9 protein-coding genes are annotated in these 23220 nt (G+C 51.7%); 4 read left to right on the forward strand and 5 right to left on the reverse strand.

The window, feature by feature from the left end; all coding sequences use genetic code 11:
* Positions 1-4: 4 nt before the first annotated feature.
* Positions 5-12748, reverse strand: coding sequence for an Ig-like domain-containing protein (locus tag BJJ97_RS21005; protein WP_095995228.1), 12744 nt, complete (start codon positions 12746-12748; stop codon positions 5-7).
* A 381-nt stretch (positions 12749-13129) separates the two neighbouring features.
* Here BJJ97_RS21005 and BJJ97_RS21010 point away from each other — a divergent pair, with 381 nt between their 5' ends.
* From BJJ97_RS21010 to BJJ97_RS21020, 3 genes are all read left to right on the forward strand, one after another.
* Positions 13130-14482 (forward strand): TolC family outer membrane protein, encoded by a 1353-nt coding sequence (locus tag BJJ97_RS21010; protein ID WP_095995229.1) that lies wholly within the window; start codon positions 13130-13132, stop codon positions 14480-14482.
* 78 nt (positions 14483-14560) lie between these two features.
* Positions 14561-16864, forward strand: coding sequence for a type I secretion system permease/ATPase (locus tag BJJ97_RS21015; protein ID WP_095995230.1), 2304 nt, complete (start codon positions 14561-14563; stop codon positions 16862-16864).
* Positions 16851-18212: an HlyD family type I secretion periplasmic adaptor subunit gene (locus BJJ97_RS21020; RefSeq protein WP_095995231.1), complete on the forward strand. Its 1362-nt coding sequence runs from the start codon at positions 16851-16853 to the stop codon at positions 18210-18212. The genes BJJ97_RS21015 and BJJ97_RS21020 overlap by 14 nt, the downstream gene beginning before the upstream one ends.
* 41 nt (positions 18213-18253) lie before the next feature.
* Here the strand turns inward: BJJ97_RS21020 and BJJ97_RS21025 are convergent, their stop codons facing one another.
* Both BJJ97_RS21025 and pdeH read right to left on the reverse strand, forming a co-directional pair.
* A complete protein-coding gene (locus tag BJJ97_RS21025; RefSeq protein WP_095700267.1) occupies positions 18254-19768 on the reverse strand; it encodes a sensor domain-containing protein in 1515 nt (504 codons plus the stop codon).
* 787 nt (positions 19769-20555) lie between these two features.
* Entirely contained in the window at positions 20556-21347 is a 792-nt protein-coding gene (gene pdeH / locus BJJ97_RS21030; RefSeq protein WP_157910789.1) for a cyclic-guanylate-specific phosphodiesterase, read from the reverse strand.
* A gap of 470 nt (positions 21348-21817) precedes the next feature.
* Between pdeH and BJJ97_RS21035 the strand changes: the two genes are divergently transcribed.
* Positions 21818-22078, forward strand: a complete 261-nt coding sequence (locus tag BJJ97_RS21035) for a YfhL family 4Fe-4S dicluster ferredoxin (protein WP_072012422.1) — start codon at positions 21818-21820, stop codon at positions 22076-22078.
* Positions 22079-22096: 18 nt separating this feature from the next.
* Here BJJ97_RS21035 and acpS read toward each other — a convergent pair whose 3' ends face one another.
* Complete coding sequence (gene acpS / locus BJJ97_RS21040) at positions 22097-22477, reverse strand: holo-ACP synthase (RefSeq protein ID WP_014916247.1); 381 nt, start codon at positions 22475-22477, stop codon at positions 22097-22099.
* Positions 22477-23208: a pyridoxine 5'-phosphate synthase gene (gene pdxJ, locus BJJ97_RS21045; protein ID WP_095995233.1), complete on the reverse strand. Its 732-nt coding sequence runs from the start codon at positions 23206-23208 to the stop codon at positions 22477-22479. The genes acpS and pdxJ overlap by 1 nt, the downstream gene beginning before the upstream one ends.
* Between the last annotated feature and the right edge of the window lie 12 nt (positions 23209-23220).

Genomic DNA, 23220 nt, shown 5'->3' on the forward strand with positions numbered 1-23220 from the left:
TTCGTCAGCTCGACGGTTCTGGCTTGCTGACCAGACTTTCAAGCGACGGCAATGCACCGTTATAGTGTTCCAACGTAATCGACACTGCAACCGTTCCACCTTTATCCGCCGTAAAGTTCCCCGCGGTGCTCACTTCAATCGTCGGTGAACCATGATTATCGGTGATGCGAATATAGCGGCTGATATCAGTGCCTTCCTCCAGTTCGCCAACCAGATCGCTTAAATCAATCCGGTCACCCTCTTTGGCATTAAAGTCTTTGATCACATCGTTGCCGATATCGCCAGCCTGCCACTTAAAGGTATCCGCACCCGCCCCGCCGATGAGCGTATCGCCCCCCGCGCCGCCAATCAGGATGTCGTCTCCACTGCCGCCATAGAGCAGGTCATTCCCCGCCCCACCGTAGAGGGTGTCATTTCCTCCCTGGCCGAAAAGGATATCATCCCCTGCGCCGCCATTGAGTATGTCATTCCCCCCTTTCGACGACGACAGATCAAACTCTGAACTGTGCGCAGCAATATAGTTATGCATGTCTTTCGTCGTCGGGACGCCCGTTTGCATGCCTAATTGTTTGCCGATGTAGTTCTGTAAAGCCACAATGCCGTTACCGTCGATATTAGGGAACGACACGACATCGCCAAACAGCACATCATCATTATACGTGCCGGATATCGTATCATTGCCCGCCGCACCGACACTCAGCCCATACTGTTCAGCACCTTCCGCCGAATAGCCGGTCGCCGTATCGTGGTTGCCCATTTCTGTCGATGTCGCCTGCGCCACGACATTCAATTTACCCGCATCGGCCGGCACCTCAAGCGTGATTTTCCCGGCTAACGTCATGGCGTTGTGCGCATTTTGAATCAGGTATGAACCATCAGCACCGACGGTATACTTCACGTTATTAATCTGGTCGGTCAGCACCGTTCCCGTCGGGATCCCCGTCAACCTAATCCCCGACAGCGTTTCGCTACCGTCGCGGTCGGTCAATGCCGCTGAAACATCGAGCGTATAGGTCTGTTTTCCCGCCTGACCGGGGACTTTTTCCACCGTTGCGCTATTGGTACCGGGGGTATATGTCGATCCATCGCTGTAGATCACGCCTTCGATATTGTTGCTAACCTGCCTCGTAAACGAGCCTGACTTGCCACTGCTATCGGTATAATTAACCTTCAGCCCATCCAGCGTGTTGACCGACGTATTCGCGTTGTTGTTGGTGCTATAGGTCGCGTTATAGGTGTAGCCCGTTTCCTTGATGACGAAAACATAGTCAGAGTGCGCGTTGCTGCCATTATTGGTCCGGTTACCGTTGAATGAATCCAGATCGCGGTGATCCTTACGATCGGCCGCCCAGTCGCTCTGACGATAAAAATAGCCGCTGTTGGAGTGCACAACGAAGATATCGCTGTAATTGCCATCCCCGCTGGTATTGCCCTGACTGTAGTACGCCACCTTCCCGTTGCCGACTACGGTAGGGACCGAATCCCCCTCGGTCAGCCAGACGCGGACACCGTTGCCCACCGCGACGATTTTTCCGTTCTGTACGTCAAAACCACCGTTCGCGCTTCCGCCATTCACCTTAATGACTTCCGCAGAAGCTGGCGCCGTGGTAACGCTGGTCGTGCTCAGGCTTACGACTGGCGCATCGGCGACTGGCGTAATACCAATATGCAGCGCGGCTTTATCGCCCGTGTTCCCTGCGCTATCGACAGGTCGGTAAGCGATGTCCCCCAGCACTGCGCCAGAAACATTACTCGCAGGCGTAAAGCGTAGATCGGTGTTGCCAGCCGTAAAGGATTGTCCAGCGGTGACCGCTTTCCAACTCCCGTTATCATTAAAATAGAGCGTGCCAGCGGCAGCAGGCGGCAGAGAAGAAATCACGATGCTGGTGGTATCACTCGATACACCCAAATCGCTCCAGCCAATGTGCAACGGCGTGTCTTCCGTACCAGACACCGTGTTGTTGTGTGCGGCTGGCGGCGTAACATCCATGATGGCCTGACTGTTATCATGTGCCTGATTACCTGCCGCATCGGTTGCCGTCGCCCCTGCAGTAATCTTGCCTTCCGCTAACGTACTCAGATCGACATTCGTCTGCCATTTTCCGTTCGTCACGGGCACGTCATGCAGCGTAACCGACTTACCATTAACATCGGTAAAGACCAGATCGACCTTCTTCTCGTTGCTGGTGCCGCTGACTAGGGTGTTTTTCGACTCACTCTGGCTGACATAGCCATCGTTACCCGCGAAATTCGTAATATCAATTTCTGGTGCAGTCGTATCTACGCTGTATGCATGATGGGTATTCGCCGTGGTGGCATTCCCCGCCGCATCACGCGTGGTCACGCTGGCACTAATGTCACTGTTAGCCGCCAGTACCGAACCGGGAACATTCACACTCCAGGTTTTACCATCCGTATTGACGGTGGTCTGGTAGGTCTCGGTGCCAATTTTTACCGTAACGCTATCGCCCGCCCTAACCTCATTGCCGACTTTTCCGGTAACAGAGATCGTTTGTCTGGATTCATTAGCGTTAATCACGTTATCTGACGTGACGTTATCAATAGAGATCGACGCCACTGGCGCAACCGTATCGACGCCGTAAGTGTGATTGGTGTTCGCGGTGGTGACGTTACCTGCGGTATCGCGCGTCGTAACCGTCGCACTCACATCACCGTTCGCGGCCAGCACCGCCCCCGGAACGTTGACGCTCCAGGTCTTGCCATCGGTATTCACGGTCGTCTGGTACGTTTCGGTGCCAACTTTGACGGTAACCGCATCGCCCGCTTTCACTTCATTGCCAACCTGACCGGTGACCGCAATCGTCTGACCAGATTCGGTAGCATTGATGACATTGTCAGCGGTGACGTTATCGATAGTAATCGATGCGGTTGGCGCAACGGTGTCCACACCGTAAGTGTGGCTGGTATTGGCGGTAGTAGCGTTACCCGCCGTATCACGAGTGGTGACCGAAGCAGAGACATCACCGTTAGCAGCAAGTACCGAACCGGGAACATTCACGCTCCAGGTTTTACCGTCGGTATTCACCGTGGTCTGGTAGGTCTCGGTGCCGACTTTGACGGTAACCGCATCGCCCGCTTTCACTTCATTACCAACTTTACCCGTCACCGCAATCGTCTGACCGGACTCGCTGGCGTTAATCACGTTATCGCTGGTGACATTATCGATAGAAATCGACGCCACCGGCGCAACCGTATCGACACCATAAGCGTGGCTGGTATTGGCGGTGGTGACGTTGCCCGCGGTATCGCGCGTGGTGACCGTGGCACTCACATCGCTATTAGTTGCCAGCACCGAGCCCGGAACATTCACGCTCCAGGTTTTACCATCGGTATTCACCGTCGTCTGGTACGTTTCAGTACCGACGTTGACGGTAACGGCGTCACCCGCCTTGACTTCGTTGCCGACTTTCCCCGTCACGGCTATCGTCTGACCGGATTCGCTAGCATTGATGACGTTATCCGATGTGACGTTATCGATAGAGATTGAGGCCACTGGCGCAACGGTATCCACGCCGTAAGCGTGGCTGGTGTTCGCGGTCGTAACATTGCCTGCCGCATCGCGCGTGGTGACCGTGGCACTCACATCGCCATTCGCCGCCAGCACCGCCCCCGGAACGTTGACGCTCCAGGTCTTGCCGTCGGTATTGACGGTCGTCTGATAGGTTTCCGTACCAACTTTGACGGTAACCGCATCGCCCGCTTTCACTTCATTGCCAACCTGTCCCGTGACCGCAATGATCTGACCGGATTCGCTGGCGTTAATCACGTTATCGGACGTGACGTTGTCGATTGAAATTGAAGCAACCGGCGCAACCGTATCCACACCGTAAGTGTGATTGGTATTCGCGGTCGTGGCGTTGCCCGCGGTATCACGCGTGGTTACAGTGGCGCTCACATCACCGTTCGCGGCCAGTACCGACCCCGAAACATTCACGCTCCAGGTTTTGCCGTCGGTGTTCACCGTCGTCTGGTAGGTTTCGGTACCGACGGTAACGGTAACGGCGTCACCCGCTTTCACTTCATTGCCAACCTGTCCCGTGACCGCAATCGCCTGACCGGATTCGCTGGCATTGATCACGTTATCCGACGTGACATTGTCGATAGCGATCGACGCCACCGGTGCAACCGTATCGACACCGTAAGCGTGGCTGGTATTGGCGGTGGTGACGTTGCCCGCCGTATCGCGCGTGGTGACAGTGGCGCTCACATCACCGTTCGCTGCCAGCACCGATCCCGGAACATTGACGCTCCAGGTCTTGCCATCGGTATTCACCGTCGTCTGATAGGTTTCCGTGCCGACGGTAACGGTGATCGCATCACCCGCTTTAACGTCGTTATCGACTTTACCCGTCACCGCAATGGTCTGACCCGACTCAGCAGCGTTGATGACGTTATCCGACGTGACATTATCGATAGAGATAGACGCCACCGGTGCGACGGTATCCACACCGTAAGCGTGACTGGTGTTCGCCGTGGTGACGTTACCCGCCGCATCAAGTGTCGTGACAGTGGCAGAGAGATCCCCATTGGCCGCTAATACAGTGCCCGGAACATTCACGCTCCAGGTTTTGCCGTCGGTATTCACCGTCGTCTGGTACGTTTCGGTGCCAACGGTAACGGTGATCGCATCACCCGCTTTGACTTCATTGCCGACCTGACCGGTCACGGCAATGGTCTGACCGGATTCGGTAGCATTGATGACATTGTCAGCGGTGACGTTATCGATAGTAATCGATGCAGTTGGCGCGACGGTGTCCACACCGTAAGTGTGATTGGTGTTCGCAGTAGTGACGTTACCTGCGGTATCGCGCGTGGTCACGGTTGCACTGACATCACCATTGGCGGCCAATACAGAACCCGGCACGTTGACGCTCCAGGTTTTGCCATCGGTATTCACCGTCGTCTGATAGGTTTCGGTACCGACTTTAACGGTAACGGCATCGCCAGCTTTGACCTCATTGCCGACTTTGCCCGTCACCGCAATGGTCTGGCCGGACTCACTGGCATTAATCACGTTATCCGACGTGACGTTATCGATAGCAATCGACGCCACTGGCGCAACGGTGTCCACACCGTAAGTGTGACTGGTGTTCGCCGTGGTGGCGTTACCTGCCGTATCGCGCGTGGTGACGGTTGCACTTACATCGCCATTGGCGGCCAGCACAGCGCCCGGAACGTTCACGCTCCAGGTCTTACCATCGGTATTCACCGTCGTTTGGTACGTTTCCGTGCCGACTTTGACCGTAACCGCGTCACCCGCTTTGACTTCATTGCCAACCTGCCCCGTCACAGCAATCGTCTGACCGGATTCGGTAGCATTAATGACGTTATCCGACGTGACATTGTCGATAGCAATCGACGCCACAGGCGCAACCGTATCGACACCGTAGGCGTGGCTGGTGTTCGCGGTCGTAACATTGCCTGCCGTATCGCGCGTGGTGACGGTTGCACTCACATCGCTATTCGCTGCCAGCACAGAGCCAGGAACATTCACGCTCCAGGTCTTGCCATCGGTATTGACGGTCGTCTGGTATGTCTCGGTACCGACTTTGACGGTAACGGCGTCACCCGCTTTGACTTCATTGCCCACCTGCCCCGTCACCGTAATGGTCTGGCCGGATTCGCTGGTATTAATTACGTTATCGGATGTGACGTTATCGATAGTAATCGACGCGACCGGCGCAACCGTATCCACGCCGTATGTGTGATTGGTATTCGCGGTGGTGACATTGCCTGCGGTATCGCGCGTGCTGACGGTTGCTGAGATATCACCATTGGCCGCTAATACAGAGCCCGGAACGTTGACGCTCCAGGTTTTACCGTCCGTATTCACCGTCGTCTGGTAGGTCTCGGTACCGACTTTCACCGTAACGGCGTCACCCGCCTTGACTTCGTTGCCGACTTTCCCCGTCACCGCAATCGTCTGACCGGATTCGGTAGCATTAATGACGTTATCGGATGTGACGCTATCAATTGAAATTGAAGCAACAGGCGCGACAGTATCCACGCCGTAAGTGTGGCTGGTATTGGCCGTGGTGACGTTGCCTGCGGTATCACGGGTGGTGACTGTCGCACTCACATCACCGTTCGCCGCCAGCACTGTGCCTGGAACATTCACGCTCCAGGTCTTACCATCGGTATTCACCGTGGTCTGGTACGTTTCGGTACCGACTTTAACGGTGATCGCATCACCCGCTTTAACGTCGTTATCGACTTTACCCGTCACCGCAATCGTCTGGCCGGACTCAGTGGCGTTGATGACGTTGTCTGATGTGATGTTATCTACAGAGATCGAGGCAACTGGTGCGACGGTATCGACACCATAAGTATGATTCGTATTGGCTGTGGTGGCGTTGCCTGCGGTATCACGCGTGGTGACCGTCGCACTCACATCACCGTTAGCGGCCAACACCGATCCCGGTACGTTAACGCTCCAGGTCTTACCGTCGGTATTCACCGTCGTCTGGTAGGTTTCGGTGCCGACTTTGACGGTGATAGCGTCACCCGCTTTGACTTCATTACCGACCTGACCGGTCACGGCAATCGTCTGACCGGACTCGGTCGCATTGATCACGTTATCCGACGTGACATCATCAATAGAGATCGACGCTACTGGCGCAACGGTGTCCACACCGTAAGTGTGGCTCGTATTGACAGTGGTGACATTGCCTGCGGTATCACGGGTAGTGACCGTTGCCGAGATATCGCCATTGGCGGCCAACAAGGTTCCCGGAACATTCACGCTCCAGGTTTTGCCATCGGTATTCACCGTCGTCTGGTACGTTTCGGTGCCGACTTTAACGGTGACCACATCACCGGCTTTCACCTCATTACCCACCTGACCGGTGACCGCAATCGTCTGGTCGGATTCGGCCGCGTTAATTACGTTATCGGACGTGACACTGTCGATAGCAATCGAGGCTACTGGCGCAACCGTATCGACACCGTAAGTGTGCGAGGTATTGGCGGCGGTGACGTTACCTGCCGTATCACGCGTGGTGACCGTCGCCGAGATATCACCATTAGCGGCCAAAACAGAACCTGGAACATTCACGCTCCAGGTCTTGCCGTCGGTGTTCACCGTCGTCTGATAGGTTTCGGTGCCGACTTTGACGGTAACCGCATCGCCCGCTTTGACTTCGTTGCCGACCTGACCGGTGACGGCAATCGTCTGACCCGATTCGGTAGCATTGATGACATTGTCAGCGGTGACGTTATCGATAGTAATCGATGCGGTTGGCGCGACGGTATCCACACCGTAGGCATGGCTGGTATTCGCGGTGGTCACGTTACCTGCGGTATCGCGCGTGGTGACCGTGGCACTCACATCACCGTTTGCTGCCAGCACCGCCCCCGGAACGTTCACGCTCCAGGTCTTGCCATCGGTGTTCACCGTGGTCTGGTACGTTTCGGTGCCAACGGTAACGGTGATAGCATCACCCGCTTTGACTTCATTGCCGACCTGACCCGTCACCGCAATCGTCTGACCCGATTCGCTGGCATTGATGACATTGTCAGCGGTGACGTTATCGATAGTAATCGATGCGGTTGGCGTGACGGTATCCACGCCGTAAGCGTGACTAGTATTGGCGGTGGTGGCGTTGCCTGCGGTATCACGCGTGGTGACCGTGGCACTCACATCACCATTGGCGGCCAGCACCGATCCCGGAACATTCACGCTCCAGGTTTTGCCGTCGGTATTCACCGTGGTCTGGTACGTTTCGGTACCGACGTTGACGGTAACGGCGTCACCCGCTTTGACTTCATTGCCGACCTGACCGGTGACGGAAATCGTCTGACCCGATTCGCTGGCATTGATGACATTGTCAGCGGTGACGTTATCGATAGTAATCGATGCGGTTGGCGTGACGGTATCCACGCCGTAAGCGTGACTAGTATTGGCGGTGGTGGCGTTGCCTGCGGTATCACGCGTGGTGACCGTGGCACTCACATCACCATTGGCGGCCAGCACCGATCCCGGAACATTCACGCTCCAGGTTTTGCCGTCGGTATTCACCGTGGTCTGGTACGTTTCGGTACCGACGTTGACGGTAACGGCGTCACCCGCTTTGACTTCATTGCCGACCTGACCGGTGACGGAAATCGTCTGACCCGATTCGCTGGCGTTAATCACGTTATCTGATGTGATGTTATCTACAGAGATCGAGGCAACTGGTGCGACGGTATCGACACCGTAAGTATGATTCGTATTGGCGGTGGTGGCGTTGCCTGCGGTATCACGCGTGGTGACCGTGGCACTCACATCACCATTGGCGGCCAGCACCGATCCCGGAACATTCACGCTCCAGGTTTTGCCGTCGGTATTCACCGTGGTCTGGTACGTTTCGGTACCGACGTTGACGGTAACGGCGTCGCCCGCTTTAACTTCATTACCGACCTGACCGGTGACGGCAATCGTCTGACCGGACTCGGTCGCATTAATCACGTTATCCGACGTGACGTTATCAATAGAGATCGAAGCCGTTGGCGCAACGGTATCGACGCCATAAGCGTGACTGGTGTTAGCCGTAGTCACATTGCCTGCGGTGTCACGCGTGGTGACGGTCGCACTCACATCACCGTTTGCTGCCAGCACGGATCCCGGAACGTTGACGCTCCAGGTTTTGCCGTCCGTATTGACGGTCGTCTGATAGGTTTCCGTGCCAACGGTAACGGTGATCGCGTCGCCCGCTTTGACCTCATTGCCCACCTGACCGGTGACGGCAATGGTCTGACCGGACTCGGTAGCATTAATCACGTTATCCGACGTGACATTATCGACAGAGATCGAGGCCACAGGTGCAACGGTATCCACACCGTAAGCGTGACTGGTGTTCGCCGTGGTGGCGTTACCTGCGGTATCACGTGTCGTGACCGTGGCACTCACATCACCGTTTGCTGCCAGCACAGAACCCGGCACGTTGACGCTCCAGGCCTTGCCATCGGTATTGACCGTCGTCTGGTAAGTCTCGGTACCGATGGTAACGGTAACCGCGTCGCCCGCTTTCACGTCGTTGCCCACCTGACCCGTGACCGCAATCGTCTGACCGGACTCGCTGGCGTTAATCACGTTATCTGATGTGATGTTATCTACAGAGATCGAGGCAACTGGTGCGACGGTATCGACACCGTAAGTATGATTCGTATTGGCTGTGGTGGCGTTGCCTGCGGTATCACGCGTGGTGACCGTCGCACTCACATCACCGTTAGCGGCCAACACCGATCCCGGTACGTTAACGCTCCAGGTCTTACCGTCGGTATTCACCGTCGTCTGGTAGGTTTCGGTGCCGACTTTGACGGTGATAGCGTCGCCCGCTTTGACTTCGTTGCCGACCTGACCGGTGACGGCAATGGTCTGACCCGATTCGCTGGCGTTAATCACGTTATCGCTGGTGATGTTATCGACAGAGATCGAAGCGACTGGCGCAACCGTATCCACGCCATAAGTGTGACTGGTATTGGCCGTGGTGGCGTTGCCCGCGGTATCACGCGTGGTGACGGTCGCACTCACATCACCATTCGCTGCCAGTACGGATCCTGGAACATTCACACTCCAGGTCTTGCCGTCGGTATTCACCGTCGTCTGGTAGGTTTCGGTACCGACTTTCACAGTAACCGCATCGCCCGCTTTGACTTCGTTGCCTACCTGACCCGTCACGGCAATGGTCTGCCCGGATTCGCTCGCGTCAATCACGTTATCTGACGTGACATTATCGATAGAGATAGACGCCGTTGGTGCGACGGTCTCCACACCGTAAGCATGAGAGGTATTGGCGGTGGTGACGTTACCAGTCGTATCGCGCGTGGTGACGGTCGCACTCACATCGCCATTCGCGGCCAGCACCGAACCGGGAACATCGACGCTCCAGGTTTTGCCATCGGTATTCACTGTCGTCTGGTAGGTTTCGGTGCCAACGGTAACAGTGATCGCATCGCCCGCTTTGACTTCATTGCCGACCTGACCAGTAACGGCGATCGTCTGGCCTGACTCGCTGGCATTGATGACATTGTCAGCGGTAACGTTATCAATTGAAATTGAAGCGACCGGCGCAACGGTATCGACCCCGTAAGTGTGATTGGTGTTCGCGGTAGTGACATTACCTGCGGTATCACGCGTCGTAACCGTCGCACTCACATCACCATTCGCCGCCAGCACAGAACCGGGAACATTCACACTCCAGGTCTTGCCATCGGTATTCACCGTGGTCTGGTACGTCTCGGTGCCGACGGTAACGGTGATCGCATCGCCCGCATTGACTTCGTTGCCGACCTGCCCCGTGACGGCAATGGTCTGGCCGGATTCGCTGGCATTAATCACGTTATCGGATGTGACGTTATCAACAGAGATAGACGCCACAGGTGCAACCGTATCCACGCCGTATGTGTGACTGGTATTCGCAGTGGTGACATTGCCTGCGGTGTCACGCGTGGTGACGGTCGCACTCACATCACCATTCGCTGCCAGCACCGCCCCCGGAACGTTGACGCTCCAGGTTTTGCCATCGGTATTCACCGTCGTCTGGTACGTTTCGGTACCGACTTTCACCGTAACGGCGTCACCCGCCTTGACTTCGTTGCTGACCTGACCCGTCACGGCAATGGTCTGACCGGACTCGCTGGCGTTGATGACGTTATCCGACGTGATGTTATCGATAGTAATCGAAGCAACAGGTGCAACCGTATCCACACCGTAAGCGTGACTGGTATTGGCCGTGGTGACATTGCCTGCAGTATCGCGCGTGATGACGGTTGCACTGACATCGCCATTCGCGGCCAGCGCCGCACCGGGAACATTCACGCTCCAGGTTTTACCGTCAGTATTCACGGTGGTCTGGTACGTTTCCGTGCCAACGGTAACCGTGATCGCATCACCCGCTTTGACGTCGTTATCGACTTTACCCGTCACTGCAATCGTCTGGCCGGATTCGGTCACATTGATCACGTTATCGGACGTGACATCATCGATAGAGATAGACGCAATCGGCACAACGGTATCGACACCGTAAGCGTGCGAGGTATTGGCTGTCGTGATGTTACCTGCGGTGTCACGCGTCGTAACCGTCGCACTCACATCACCATTCGCCGCCAGCACCGATCCCGGAACGTTGACGCTCCAGGTCTTGCCGTCGGTATTCACTGTGGTCTGATAGGTCTCGGTACCGACTTTAACGGTAACGGCATCACCTGCTTTGACTTCATTGCCCACCTGACCGGTGACGGCAATCGTCTGGCCCGACTCGCTGGCGTTAATCACGTTATCGCTGGTGACATTATCAATAGAGATGGACGCCACTGGCGCAACCGTATCGACGCCATAAGTGTGATTCGTGTTGACAGTAGTAGAGTTACCCGCAGTATCGCGCGTCGTGACCGTAGCGCTCACATCACCGTTTGCTGCCAACACCGATCCCGGAACGTTAACGCTCCAGGTCTTGCCGTCGGTATTCACCGTGATCTGATAGGTTTCGGTACCGACTTTAACGGTAACGGCATCACCCGCTTTGACTTCATTGCCCACCTGACCGGTGACGGCAATTGTCTGACCGGACTCAGTCGCATTGATCACGTTATCCGACGTGACATCATCAATAGAGATCGACGCTACTGGCGCAACGGTGTCCACACCGTAAGTGTGACTCGTATTGACAGTGGTGACATTGCCTGCGGTATCACGGGTAGTGACCGTTGCCGAGATACCCCCATTCGCAGCAAGTACCGAGCCTGGTATGTTGACGCTCCAGGTTTTACCATCGGTATTCACCGTCGTCTGGTACGTTTCGGTGCCAACAGTAACGGTGATCGCATCGCCCGCTTTCACTTCATTACCGACCTGACCGGTGACTGCAATGGTCTGACCAGACTCAGTAGCATTAACCACGTTATCTGACGTGATATTGTCGATAGAGATCGAAGCAACGGGAGGCAAAGTATCGACTGTGATCGCTTCACTTCCGCCCGTGCCAGGAATGCCCGCAGCATTAGTGTAGCTACCGTCAGGAATGCTGAGGCGGACTTCTCCCTCAAAATTGGCGGCTGGCGTCAATGTCGCCGTCCAGCGAGTTGGATCGTTAGGATCCTGCACCAGATTCGTTACTGAGCCGTTTGTTACGGTGATATCACTGAGGTCAAAACCAACGGGCGGTGTTGTGAAGACAAAACTTACTATGCCATCACTGTTTATGACAATGGTGACAGAAGGCGGAGTGGTATCGGTAGTATCCGTTGCCGCAGCCAGCAACGTCGTGGATGAATCTACGCCATCCAGAACGGACGAGGCTCGGTCAGTAAACGATGAGCCCGCGGTATCATAGCCAATCGGAGTAGTCACGACCTCGGCCGTCAAATTCAGAACGACCGTTGGATTGAAATGCCCACCGCCGCCGTCACCGGCTTCTCCAGTGTCGTCATTACCAGCGGCAGTCGCTTCTAATACTTGCGTTGGGTCGGCGCCCTGAGCGATAGCATCTTGTATAGCCGCGACATCATCGGCGACATCCGCGTTGGACTGAGAGGACGCATTGCTAACATCGCTCCAGCGGCTATCACGCCCCAAATCCAATGTTTTGCCATCCGGTAATGTGATTGAAACCGCGCCGTTAGCGCCAGTTACCACTTCTTCACCGCTGTAAACGCGATCGCCAGCAACTAGCAGTCTCTGGCTTCCATCAAGCGCGACGATAAATACTTGTCCAATAACGAACTTAATGACACCAATCACACCATTCAAAATACTTTCTCCTTGATATCTATAATTATTTTTATAATGTGGCGATATTGCGGCTATAGATTTTTGCTATCATCCTGATAAGGTTGATTTGCTGTGTGTCGTCCTGACATTTTATGAAAAAAAGCGTTACGATAGTGCTGTCGTTATGCGTCAAACGCTTGACTCAATGACCGATATAATAAAAAATTCGGAATATTCTTTCCAGAACTTTACTCATTTAGAGTAAGCCTTATTTTTACCGCATTAAGGCACGTCAGGAATGAAATTAACACATTGATATAAAAGGAATAAAAACAAATCAATTCGTTAAGCGTTTATATAACACTCAAACACTTTAATAGGAATAATCACAAATAAAGTTTTTGTGAAGGAAAACTGCTGATGATGCGTAGATACCATTTTGCTTTATTACCTTTTATTACCATTTTTTCCACAGCGACGCATGCCGAGACAATTCAGGACGCCATAAAAAGTACGCTTTATACGCATCCTGAAGTAAGCGCCTCTATTAATAGTCGTTTTTCTGCCGAACATGATTTACGTGCGGCAAAAGGCGGATATCTCCCCTCCATCACGCTAAGTGCAGGCGTTGGACGCGAAGAGACCGATAGCCCCTCAACACGCGCCAGCACCAATAAGCGCGTTGAGCTCAGCCGCCAGGAATCAAGTATCAATCTAAGCCAGACGGTGTTTGATGGTTTCGCCACCTCCAGCGAAGTGGGCAGACAACGCGCTACGGTCAATTCACGCGCCTATAAAGTATTAAATACCAGTGAGGCAACGGCATTAGATACCGTTCAGGTTTATCTTAGTGTGCTGCAACGTCAGGAATTTGTCCGTCTGGCGGAAGCCAACCTTGCAAGCCATGAGCGCATTTACGATCAAATCAGGCTGCGCAGCGAACAAGGCGTTGGGCGATTGGCCGATTTGGACCAGGCTGAAGCACGTCTTGCACAGGCCCGTAACAACGTGCTGACAGAAAAAACCAATCTGGACGACGCCAAAACCAACTACATGAGCATTGTGGGTAAGGTACCAGAGAATTTGGTGATGCCCGATGCGTCTGCGATAAAACTCCCCGCCTCGCTGGAAGACGCGCTGCGCATCATGCTGGCTAACAGCCCGGCATTGAAATCCGCGGAGTCAGATATTGAAGCCACTCAGCAGCAATATGAGACTTCAAAATCAACGTTTTACCCACGCCTCAACGTGGAACTCTCTCGCACGATGGATAACAACGTTGACGGAACACGCGGTCAAAATAATGAGTGGCAGGCGATGCTGCGGATGCGCTACAACCTGTATGAAGGCGGTAGCAGTAAAGCCAACATGGAATCAAAAGCCTATCAGGTAAAAGAAGCACAGGATGTCCGAAATAATGCCCTCCGCCTGCTGAGCGAAGAACTCAAGCTAGCCTGGTCAGCGTTAAATAACTCGCGTCAGCAGCTGCCGATTGCCGCTGAATATGCTGACCGCAGTATGAAAGTGCGTACCGCCTATCAGAAGCAATTTGGCCTGGGAGAAAGGACGTTGCTGGACCTGCTGGACAGCGAGAACGAGCTGTTCACCGCACAGCGCCGTCTGGTCGAGGTTCGCTTCACCTCCCTCTATACCGAATACCGGATCGCATCCCGTATGGGAGAGCTATTAAACCGTTTGGCGATTCCAGCGCCTGATGCCGGTACCAGCTTGACCAACGTCACCACCCAAGCAGAGTTGCCGAGCCTTAATTAATATATTTCATTGGTCAGACGGCGATAAATTATGCTTTATATGCGGGGAATTACGTTGCGTAAGGGAACGTTTAGTTAAATGAAGTTGCATTCAGTACAAGAGACAAATGGTTCTGATAAATCAGTTAACCAAGAGTCTATCGTCCAAGAGCCAGCTGTTCACGAGCCGACTGTTGTTCATGAATCGACTAGTGTTCACGAGTCGACTATTGCCCATGAGCCGTCGATCGTTCATGAGCCTATCGTTAATGAAAATAGTGACCCTCGCAGCCGCCATGACGATCCCTTATTGGATAGCTTGCTGATCCTCTGCACCTTGCAGGGGAAATCCGTCAGTCGTACCACACTCACCGCGGGGCTCCCTTTAGCCAACCAGCGGTTATCGGTAAAATTGCTCCCGAGAGCCGCTGCACGTGCGGGGTTGCAAGGGCGCGTTCTCAAACGTTCTCTGAATAAAATTTCCGAGATGTCGCTCCCCGCGATGTTGCTGTTACGGGAAGGACGTGCGGCGATTCTGCTAGGCTGGAACGCTGATGGCAGCGCGCGTCTGATGCCCAGTGAAACAGAAGGCGGGGAAATTTCCGTTGAGCACAATACGCTGCAACAGAATTACCTCGGTCTGGTGATGTTTGCCCAACCTCGTCATCAGTTCGATCTGCAAAATCCATCGCTGATCCCCCGAACCAAATCCTGGTTCAAAGATACGCTGAAGCTTTCGCGTTCGCTCTATCTCGATGCCGTCCTCGCCAGTTTGCTGGTGAACATTATCGCACTTGCCACGCCGCTGTTCGTGATGAATGTCTATGACCGCGTTGTGCCCAATCAGGCAACGGCGACACTATGGGTGCTGGCTATCGGCGTGACTGGCGCTTTTGTTTTCGATTTGATACTCAAAACACTGCGCGGCATTTGCCTGGATATGGCGGGCAAAAAAACCGACCTGATTATTTCTGCCACGTTATTTGAACGAATCACGGGCATGTCGATGAAGGCCCGACCACCGCGGGTTGGTAGCTTTGCACAGAATATTCATGAATTTCAGTCGCTCAGAGATTTTCTGTCATCACTTACGCTGACGACGCTGATCGATTTTCCTTTTACGCTACTTCTGCTGCTGGTTATCGGTATCATCGGCGGCCCACTGGTCTGGGTTTCTATACTAGCCTACCCTATCGCCTTGCTGGCGAGTTGGGCGATGCAAAAGCCGCTGTCCGCCACCATTGAAAAAACAATGCACCTTGCCAGTGAACGGCAGGCTACGCTGATCGAAACTTTGAGTTGTCTGGACGCGATCAAGGTCAATAATGCGGAAAGTGAACGGCAGCACCAGTGGGAACAGACCATTGGCAGCCTGAGCAAGCTGGAAATGCGAGCCAAGGCACTGTCTTCACTGGCGGTAAACCTGACGCAGTGGTTCCAGCAATTTGCCGGCGTTGCCATGATTGTCGTCGGCGTCTATATGCTGATTAACGGCAAACTCAGTATGGGTGGGCTGATTGCCTGTTACATGCTGAACGGCAGAGCGCTCATGCCGTTGGGCCAGCTGTCTGGGCTGGTCAGCCGTTACCAGCAAGCGCGTTTGACGATGCAAACCACCGAACAGATGATGCAGTTACCGCAGGAGCGTAGCGATAACGAACGCCCGCTGAAGCGCGAGAGCATCCGGGGCGGTATCGAATTTCGCGATGTGACGTTTAATTACCCAGAACAAAAAACCAGTTCGCTGCAAGGCATTAGCTTGACCATCGCGCCCGGTGAAAAAGTGGGCGTAATTGGCCGTAGCGGCTCGGGAAAAAGCTCGCTGCAAAAACTGATCGTAAACCTCTATCAGCCTAATACGGGCAATATCCTGATCGACGGCGTCGATGCTCGTCAGTTGGATGTCAGCGATTTACGCCACAACATTGGTTATGTTCCTCAGGATATTCAGTTATTTAGTGGTTCTCTGCGCAATAACCTGATTAGCGGCGCACGCTATGTCGAAGACGAAGCCATGTTGCGAGCCGCAGAAATTTCAGGGGTGAACGAGTTTGCTCGTCTGCACCCCGATGGCTATAACCTTCAGGTGGGTGAACGTGGTCAACAACTCTCCGGCGGGCAGCGTCAGGCGGTCGCGATAGCCAGAGCGCTGCTGCTCGATCCGCCGATTCTGGTGCTGGATGAACCCACCAGTTCGATGGATAACACCAGCGAAGACCGACTAAAGCAAGCCCTGGCCCCCGTGATTGCAGAGAAAACGCTCTTACTGGTCACGCATCGGGTTTCCATGCTGGCGCTGGTCGATCGTTTAGTGATTGTCGACAGAGGTAAAATTATTGCTGATGGGCCGAAAGCAATCGTGATGGATGCGTTGAAGAAGGGGCAGATCAATGCGTCTCGGTAAATATATCAAACGAATTAAACGGTATTTTGTCGGCGGAGATGAAGAGAGCCTGCAAACGATGCCAGAAGTGAGCCGGGCAATGGCCGAAGATTCGCCACGTTCTATTCGCTTCACGCTGTGGGCTATCGGTGCTTTTTTCCTGTTTTTCATCCTGTGGGCCGGACTCGCAAATATCGATGAAGTCACTCGCGGCGATGGTAAAGCCATCCCGTCTTCCCGGCTGCAAAAAATCCAAAACCTGGAAGGCGGTATTATCACGGAAGTGTTTATTCGTGAGGGACAAGTCGTCAATGCAGGCGATCCTTTGCTACGCCTTGATGATACCCGCTTTGCCTCCAACGTCGGTGAAACCGAAGCCGATCGGCTTGCGCTGCTGTCGCGAATTGAACGCCTAAACGCCGAAATCAGCGGTCAAGACCTCGTGCTTTCCGAAGAAATCACGACGCAAGCACCTAAAATAGCAGCAGGAGAAAAAGAGCTTTATAACAGCCGCCGCCAGCAACTGCATAATGAGATATCCGGCCTGGAAGAGCAGTTGATCCAGCGCCAGCAGGAACTGCGGGATTTCTCAGCCAAAGAGATTCAGTTCCGCAACAGCCTTGGCCTACTCCAGCAAGAAATTAAAATGTCAGAACCGCTGATCGCGGAAGGCGCGATTTCTAAAGTGGAAGTTTTACGTCTGCGCCGTGCTGAAGTCGAAACCCGTGGCCAGCTTGATTCCATCAAACTCTCCATTCCGCGGGCTGAGTCTGCGATTAAAGAGGGCGAAAATAAAATAGAGGAAACGCGTAGTCGCTATAAAAGCGAGGCGCTATCACAACTTAGTGAAGCACAAACCAGCCTGAACAAAATTGCAGCCACGGGTAAAGCGCTCGAAGATCGGGTAAACCGAACGCTAGTCGTCTCCCCTGTTCGCGGTATCGTGCAGCAAGTTCTGGTGAATACCATCGGGGGAGTAATTCAACCGGGTAGCGATCTGGTAGAAATTGTCCCACTGGATGACAAGCTGTTGGTCGAAGCTAAAATTCGTCCTCAGGATATTGCGTTTTTACACCCAGGTCAGGATGCCATCATAAAATTGACGGCCTACGACTACACCATATATGGTGGCCTAAAAGGTCAGTTGGAACAAATCAGCCCGGACACCGTCACGGATAAAGAAGGGAACAGCTTTTATATTATTCGCTTACGGACTGATAAGAATTATTTAGGTTCAGCCGATAAACCACTTCTTATCATTCCAGGCATGGTGGCCTCTGTTGATATCATCACGGGCAAGAAAACTATCCTCAGCTATTTGTTAAAGCCGATTATCCGAGCAAAAGCAGAAGCACTACGAGAAAGATAATAAAAAAGGCGCTCGACAGAGCGCCTTTTTTATTTCATTTATCAATGATCGTTCATGCTGTGATAAATCTGAGTCTGACTACGCCCCATGGCTTTAGCTTGGTACATGGCGGAATCGGCATTAATTGCCAGCGTCAGAGAATCGGAGCCATGTTCTGGATACAGTGCAATACCGATACTGCACGATATATCAAGTTTTTTCCCATTGATCTCAAATGGTTTGTTCAGTGCGTTGTGTATTTTATCTGCAACATAGAGTGTATTATCAATTTCCTTAATACCCTGAAGCAGAATAATGAATTCATCACCGCTACGGCGATATACCGTATCCGAATCTCGAACCGCACCACGCATACGTGCAGCCGCTTCTTTTAATAGCAAATCGCCAACAGCATGTCCAAACGAGTCGTTTATCTGTTTAAATTTATCGAGATCCAGGAACATCAGCGCGATCTTTCTACCCGTTTGTTTCGATAACAGAATCGCCTGCTCCATCTGCTCAGCAAACGTCAGGCCATTAGCCAGTGACGTTAATGAGTCATAGTGCGCCAGCTGCCGATAGTGTTCCTCGCTGCGCCGCAGCATATCAATGGCATGATATCGCTCTATCGCGATCGCAATCAGCTGTGCAGATTTCTCGATAGAGAAAATTTCCTCTTCCGTCGGGACATACACTTTACGGTGATAAACGCTTAAAACACCTAATATTTCTTTGTTCTGACCAATGATAGGTTCAGACCAGCAGGAACGCAGCCCGGCATATAATGCGAGCCCTTTATATAAAGACCAATGTGGATGCACGGAAATATCATCAGCGATTACGCGTTTTCCGGTATGGGCTGCTGTACCAAAAGAAGCCACACCATCGGCAATTTTCACATTGTGAATGGCATTTTTATAAAAACCTGGCAAGCTCGGCGCCGATCCAAGCGTCAAACATTTCTTTTCTTTATCAACGAGCAGTACAGAACAAACAATACGACCTGGGTTTTTTTCCTCAACGCTGAAAATGATCGCATCCAGGATATCCTTCAGCGGCGCGCCGCTTGATAACAACTCCAGCGCACGATTGTATGAATTATCATGATGTTCCTGCGATTTCCGCTCTGTAATATCTAGTTTAATGCCGACATACTGGGTCGTGTTACTCGCTTTATTATATATTTTAACGATATTGGCCTTTTCCCAATACAACTGCCCATCTTTACGCCGGTTAACGAACTCACCGCTCCAAACATTACCTTTATTTATGGTAGCCCACAGATCTTCATAGACGCTGGCGTTGGTCATGCCAGAGTTTAATATATTCGTTTTTTTGCCAATAACTTCATCCGGCATATAACCAGACATGGTAATAAACTGGCGATTAACGTAAATAATTTCACAATTTTCATCTGCGATCATAATTGAGGCAGGGCTATATTCCATCGCAAAAAAAGTCATGTTGAGGAAGTCTTGTTTTTTCTGCTCAGTTTTAAACTTTTGTTTAATTTTTCTATTTTTCACAGAAGAAAACAATAACAATAACAACAGTAGGGTTATTATAATTTCATACACAATAACACTCTCCTCAGGCCCGAGTGGTCCTGATCGTACAAATCACAACGCTGATGACGAAAAATCCCGGTAACAAGCCCCTACCCCGTAGATTTTCAGGATGGGTGCATTTCCGGAGAGCAGAAAGGATGAAAGAAAAAACGCTCCATGAAGCAGGAGTGTTTAGAAACATAGCAACGTAAGCATAAAGCCCTCGCATATGACTGTGCGCAGATAAAAACAACAAATTCAAAAGAGTATCTTAATTTAATAGTAGTAATTGTTCGGGTTATAAGCTTCTCTAATGGAATAAAAGAATATTCCTAAGGGTACATGGCGATATATTCTGAACATCAAATTTTTGTAAGCAAATCAATTATACCAATAAGTATCATTGTTTTAATCAACAAAATCTATCACAAAGTGATTTTTGATCGTTAACAGTAAACATTATATTTTTTTACCATTAAAAATCAAATAATTAAAAGAAAAAAATAAAATCATTAACGTAAGCGTCTGATTATATATGTCATAATTTGATGCAAAATCCGTAGTCCTCCTCCCTGTTGCTTCATTGAAATTAAACACTGTCATAACAAATAAAATGAGAATTAAATAACAAAAACAAAACAAAATACAGCATTATACCTCGATAATCAGCAGGAAAAGAAAGCCTGTCAGGCGGGTGGGATTTTGTACAAAAATGAAATATTAGGAAATATAATGAATTAATATGAAGGAACAGCATGGATGGGCATACAGCAGTACTCTACTATGCAAAGTGATAGCCTAAACAACAGGTTATCACCTAAAGTTCAAGCTTCAATGTCTCAAAATTCTCAAACGGCTGAGGGCGCGAGAGGTAGTATCCTTGGGCAGCATAAGCATGCGATGCTTGAACAATGGCCCATTCTTCCTTTGTTTCGATTCCTTCAATGACCACATAATTGCAAAAACGCGATAGCAAAGCGATCAGTGCAGGGAAAACGGTTTTTCCTTCACCACTTTGTTGCAGGAGAATGAAGAGCTCACGTGCCACTTTGATGCAATCATACTGAGCCAGCATAAGTGATGAAAAATTCGCCATGCCGCAGCCGAAATCATCCAGCCACAGTGTTTGTGCTTCAGGGAGCTTGGTTAAGATTTCTTTTGGCAGCCCTCCCTGATTTTCGACCATTTCAAAACGAATCCAGGGCATTGTGGCAATCAGGCGTTTAGCTTCCAGATTATTTTGTAACGCCAGTAACGTCATGCCATCAATGTTGACGGAGGCAAAAAGACCGTCACGAGTAAATCGAAAATTCCACTGAGATAAAAGTTGCAGTTGTTCTACAATAATTAGAAGGCGGGTTTCAACATCAATATTCGCGAAGTATTTTTCAGGAGAGATGAACTTTTGCGGCAGGGTAGGAGAAAAAACGGAAGTCAGTAACTCAATAGCCATCAATTTACCTGATGTTCGGTAAATGGGCTGAAAAGTATACCGCCGTTGGCATTGGTGCCAGTAATCAGCGCCTAATGGCTCTGCGTCTCCCTGTTGGAAAAATCCTGCCCCAACCTGATTAAAATGACCTTCCTGCTGCACTATGAGTTCCGCCATTAAACTGACACTATTAGTTATAAAATTATATCATACGGACATGCACCGTCATCGACTCTCCAGATGCAAACTTCATCGGCAATACCGATTAAATCAATGTCCATGATATTACAAAAATAAGTGGTTCAATATCACAACTAAATTTATTTAAATTGTAAATCAATAAATTAAAACCCAAGAAACACAGTCGCACTGGCTGATTCAGACAGTTTAAAGGATGGGTATAAAACCAATTTAACGAACAGATGGTAATTTTACCCTGTAACCTCACTATTTATGCTGCCAATAGGTTGCATGCTGAAGGCCTCCGAAAACACGCAAAACCCGCAGTAAACAGCCTCGGAAGAGAGGCACATTGAAGACAGGAGAGACCGATTTACCAGTATATTCTCCATCAATGACAGTTACGCGTGTTTAAACGAGCATCAGCGGGTATAATCTGCGCCCTGTTTGTAAGGTAGAAGAACATCATGGCGTTACTCATCACCCATAAATGCATCAACTGTGACATGTGTGAGCCCGAGTGTCCTAATCAGGCTATTTCCATGGGCACGGACATTTATGAAATTGACACCACCCTCTGTACCGAGTGCGTTGGCCACTACGACACCCCGACGTGTCAGAAAGTCTGTCCGATCGACAATACGATCGTCAAAGATCCAAACCATGTTGAAGGCAATGAGCAACTGTGGGAAAAATACGTGCTCATGCACCATGCCGACAGGATTTAAGCATCCTTTTACGAGCGATCAGCTTTCGATAATCACTGTCGCACAGGCATAGCGTCTTTCGTCAGCCAGCGTCACATGGACGTGTCTGACGCCCATCTGTTCAGCCAGCTCTGCCGCTTTAGCAAAAAACCGCAGGCAAGGTTTACCCAGTTCGTCATTAAAAACCTCAAACTGGTTGAACGCGAGCCCGTTACGGATTCCGGTACCGAAGGCTTTTGCGGCCGCTTCTTTCACGGCAAAGCGCTTGGCGAGGAAACGAACAGGCTGCTGATGCTGCTGATAATGCGCCCATTCAGCATCCGTCAGAATGCGGCGAGCCAATCGCTCGCCTGAACGTTCAATCACCGCGTCAATACGGGCGATTTCGACAATATCCGTTCCGAGCCCAAGAATTGCCATCAGCGGCGTGCTTCTCGCATCAGACTCTTCATTTCGGCAACAGCATCCTTCAGACCGGACATCACTGCACGCCCGATAATCGCATGCCCAATATTCAATTCATGCATTTCTGGCAAGGCGGCAATCGGCAGAACGTTATGGTACGTCAGACCATGTCCGGCATTGACTTTAAGCCCCTTCTCCGCAGCATAAGTCGCCGCATCACGAATACGCTCGAACTCATGCTGGCGTGCTTCGTCATCTGACGCATCGGCATACGCCCCGGTATGGATTTCGATATAGGGCGCACCGCTGGCCACGGCAGCATCGATTTGCCGCTTATCCGCATCAATGAAGAGCGAAACCAAGATATTAGCCTGGCTAAGTCTGGCTACTGCGTTATCGATCTTTTCCTGCTGCCCCGCGACATCCAGCCCGCCTTCGGTTGTCACTTCCTGACGTTTTTCCGGTACCAAACAGCAAAAATGCGGTTTCACCTCACAGGCGATGTTCAGCATCTCTTCCGTGACAGCCATTTCCAGATTCATACGGGTTTGGAGCGTTTCTCTCAGGATCCGCACATCACGATCCGTGATATGGCGACGATCTTCACGCAAATGCACAGTGATGCCATCCGCCCCCGCCTGCTCAGCGACAAAAGCCGCCTGAACGGGATCGGGATACGCCGTTCCACGCGCATTACGCAGCGTTGCAATGTGATCGATGTTAACGCCAAGCAGCAGTTCAGCCATGATAAATCCTCG

The organism is Pectobacterium polaris (assembly GCF_002307355.1).
GTDB lineage: Bacteria > Pseudomonadota > Gammaproteobacteria > Enterobacterales > Enterobacteriaceae > Pectobacterium > Pectobacterium polare.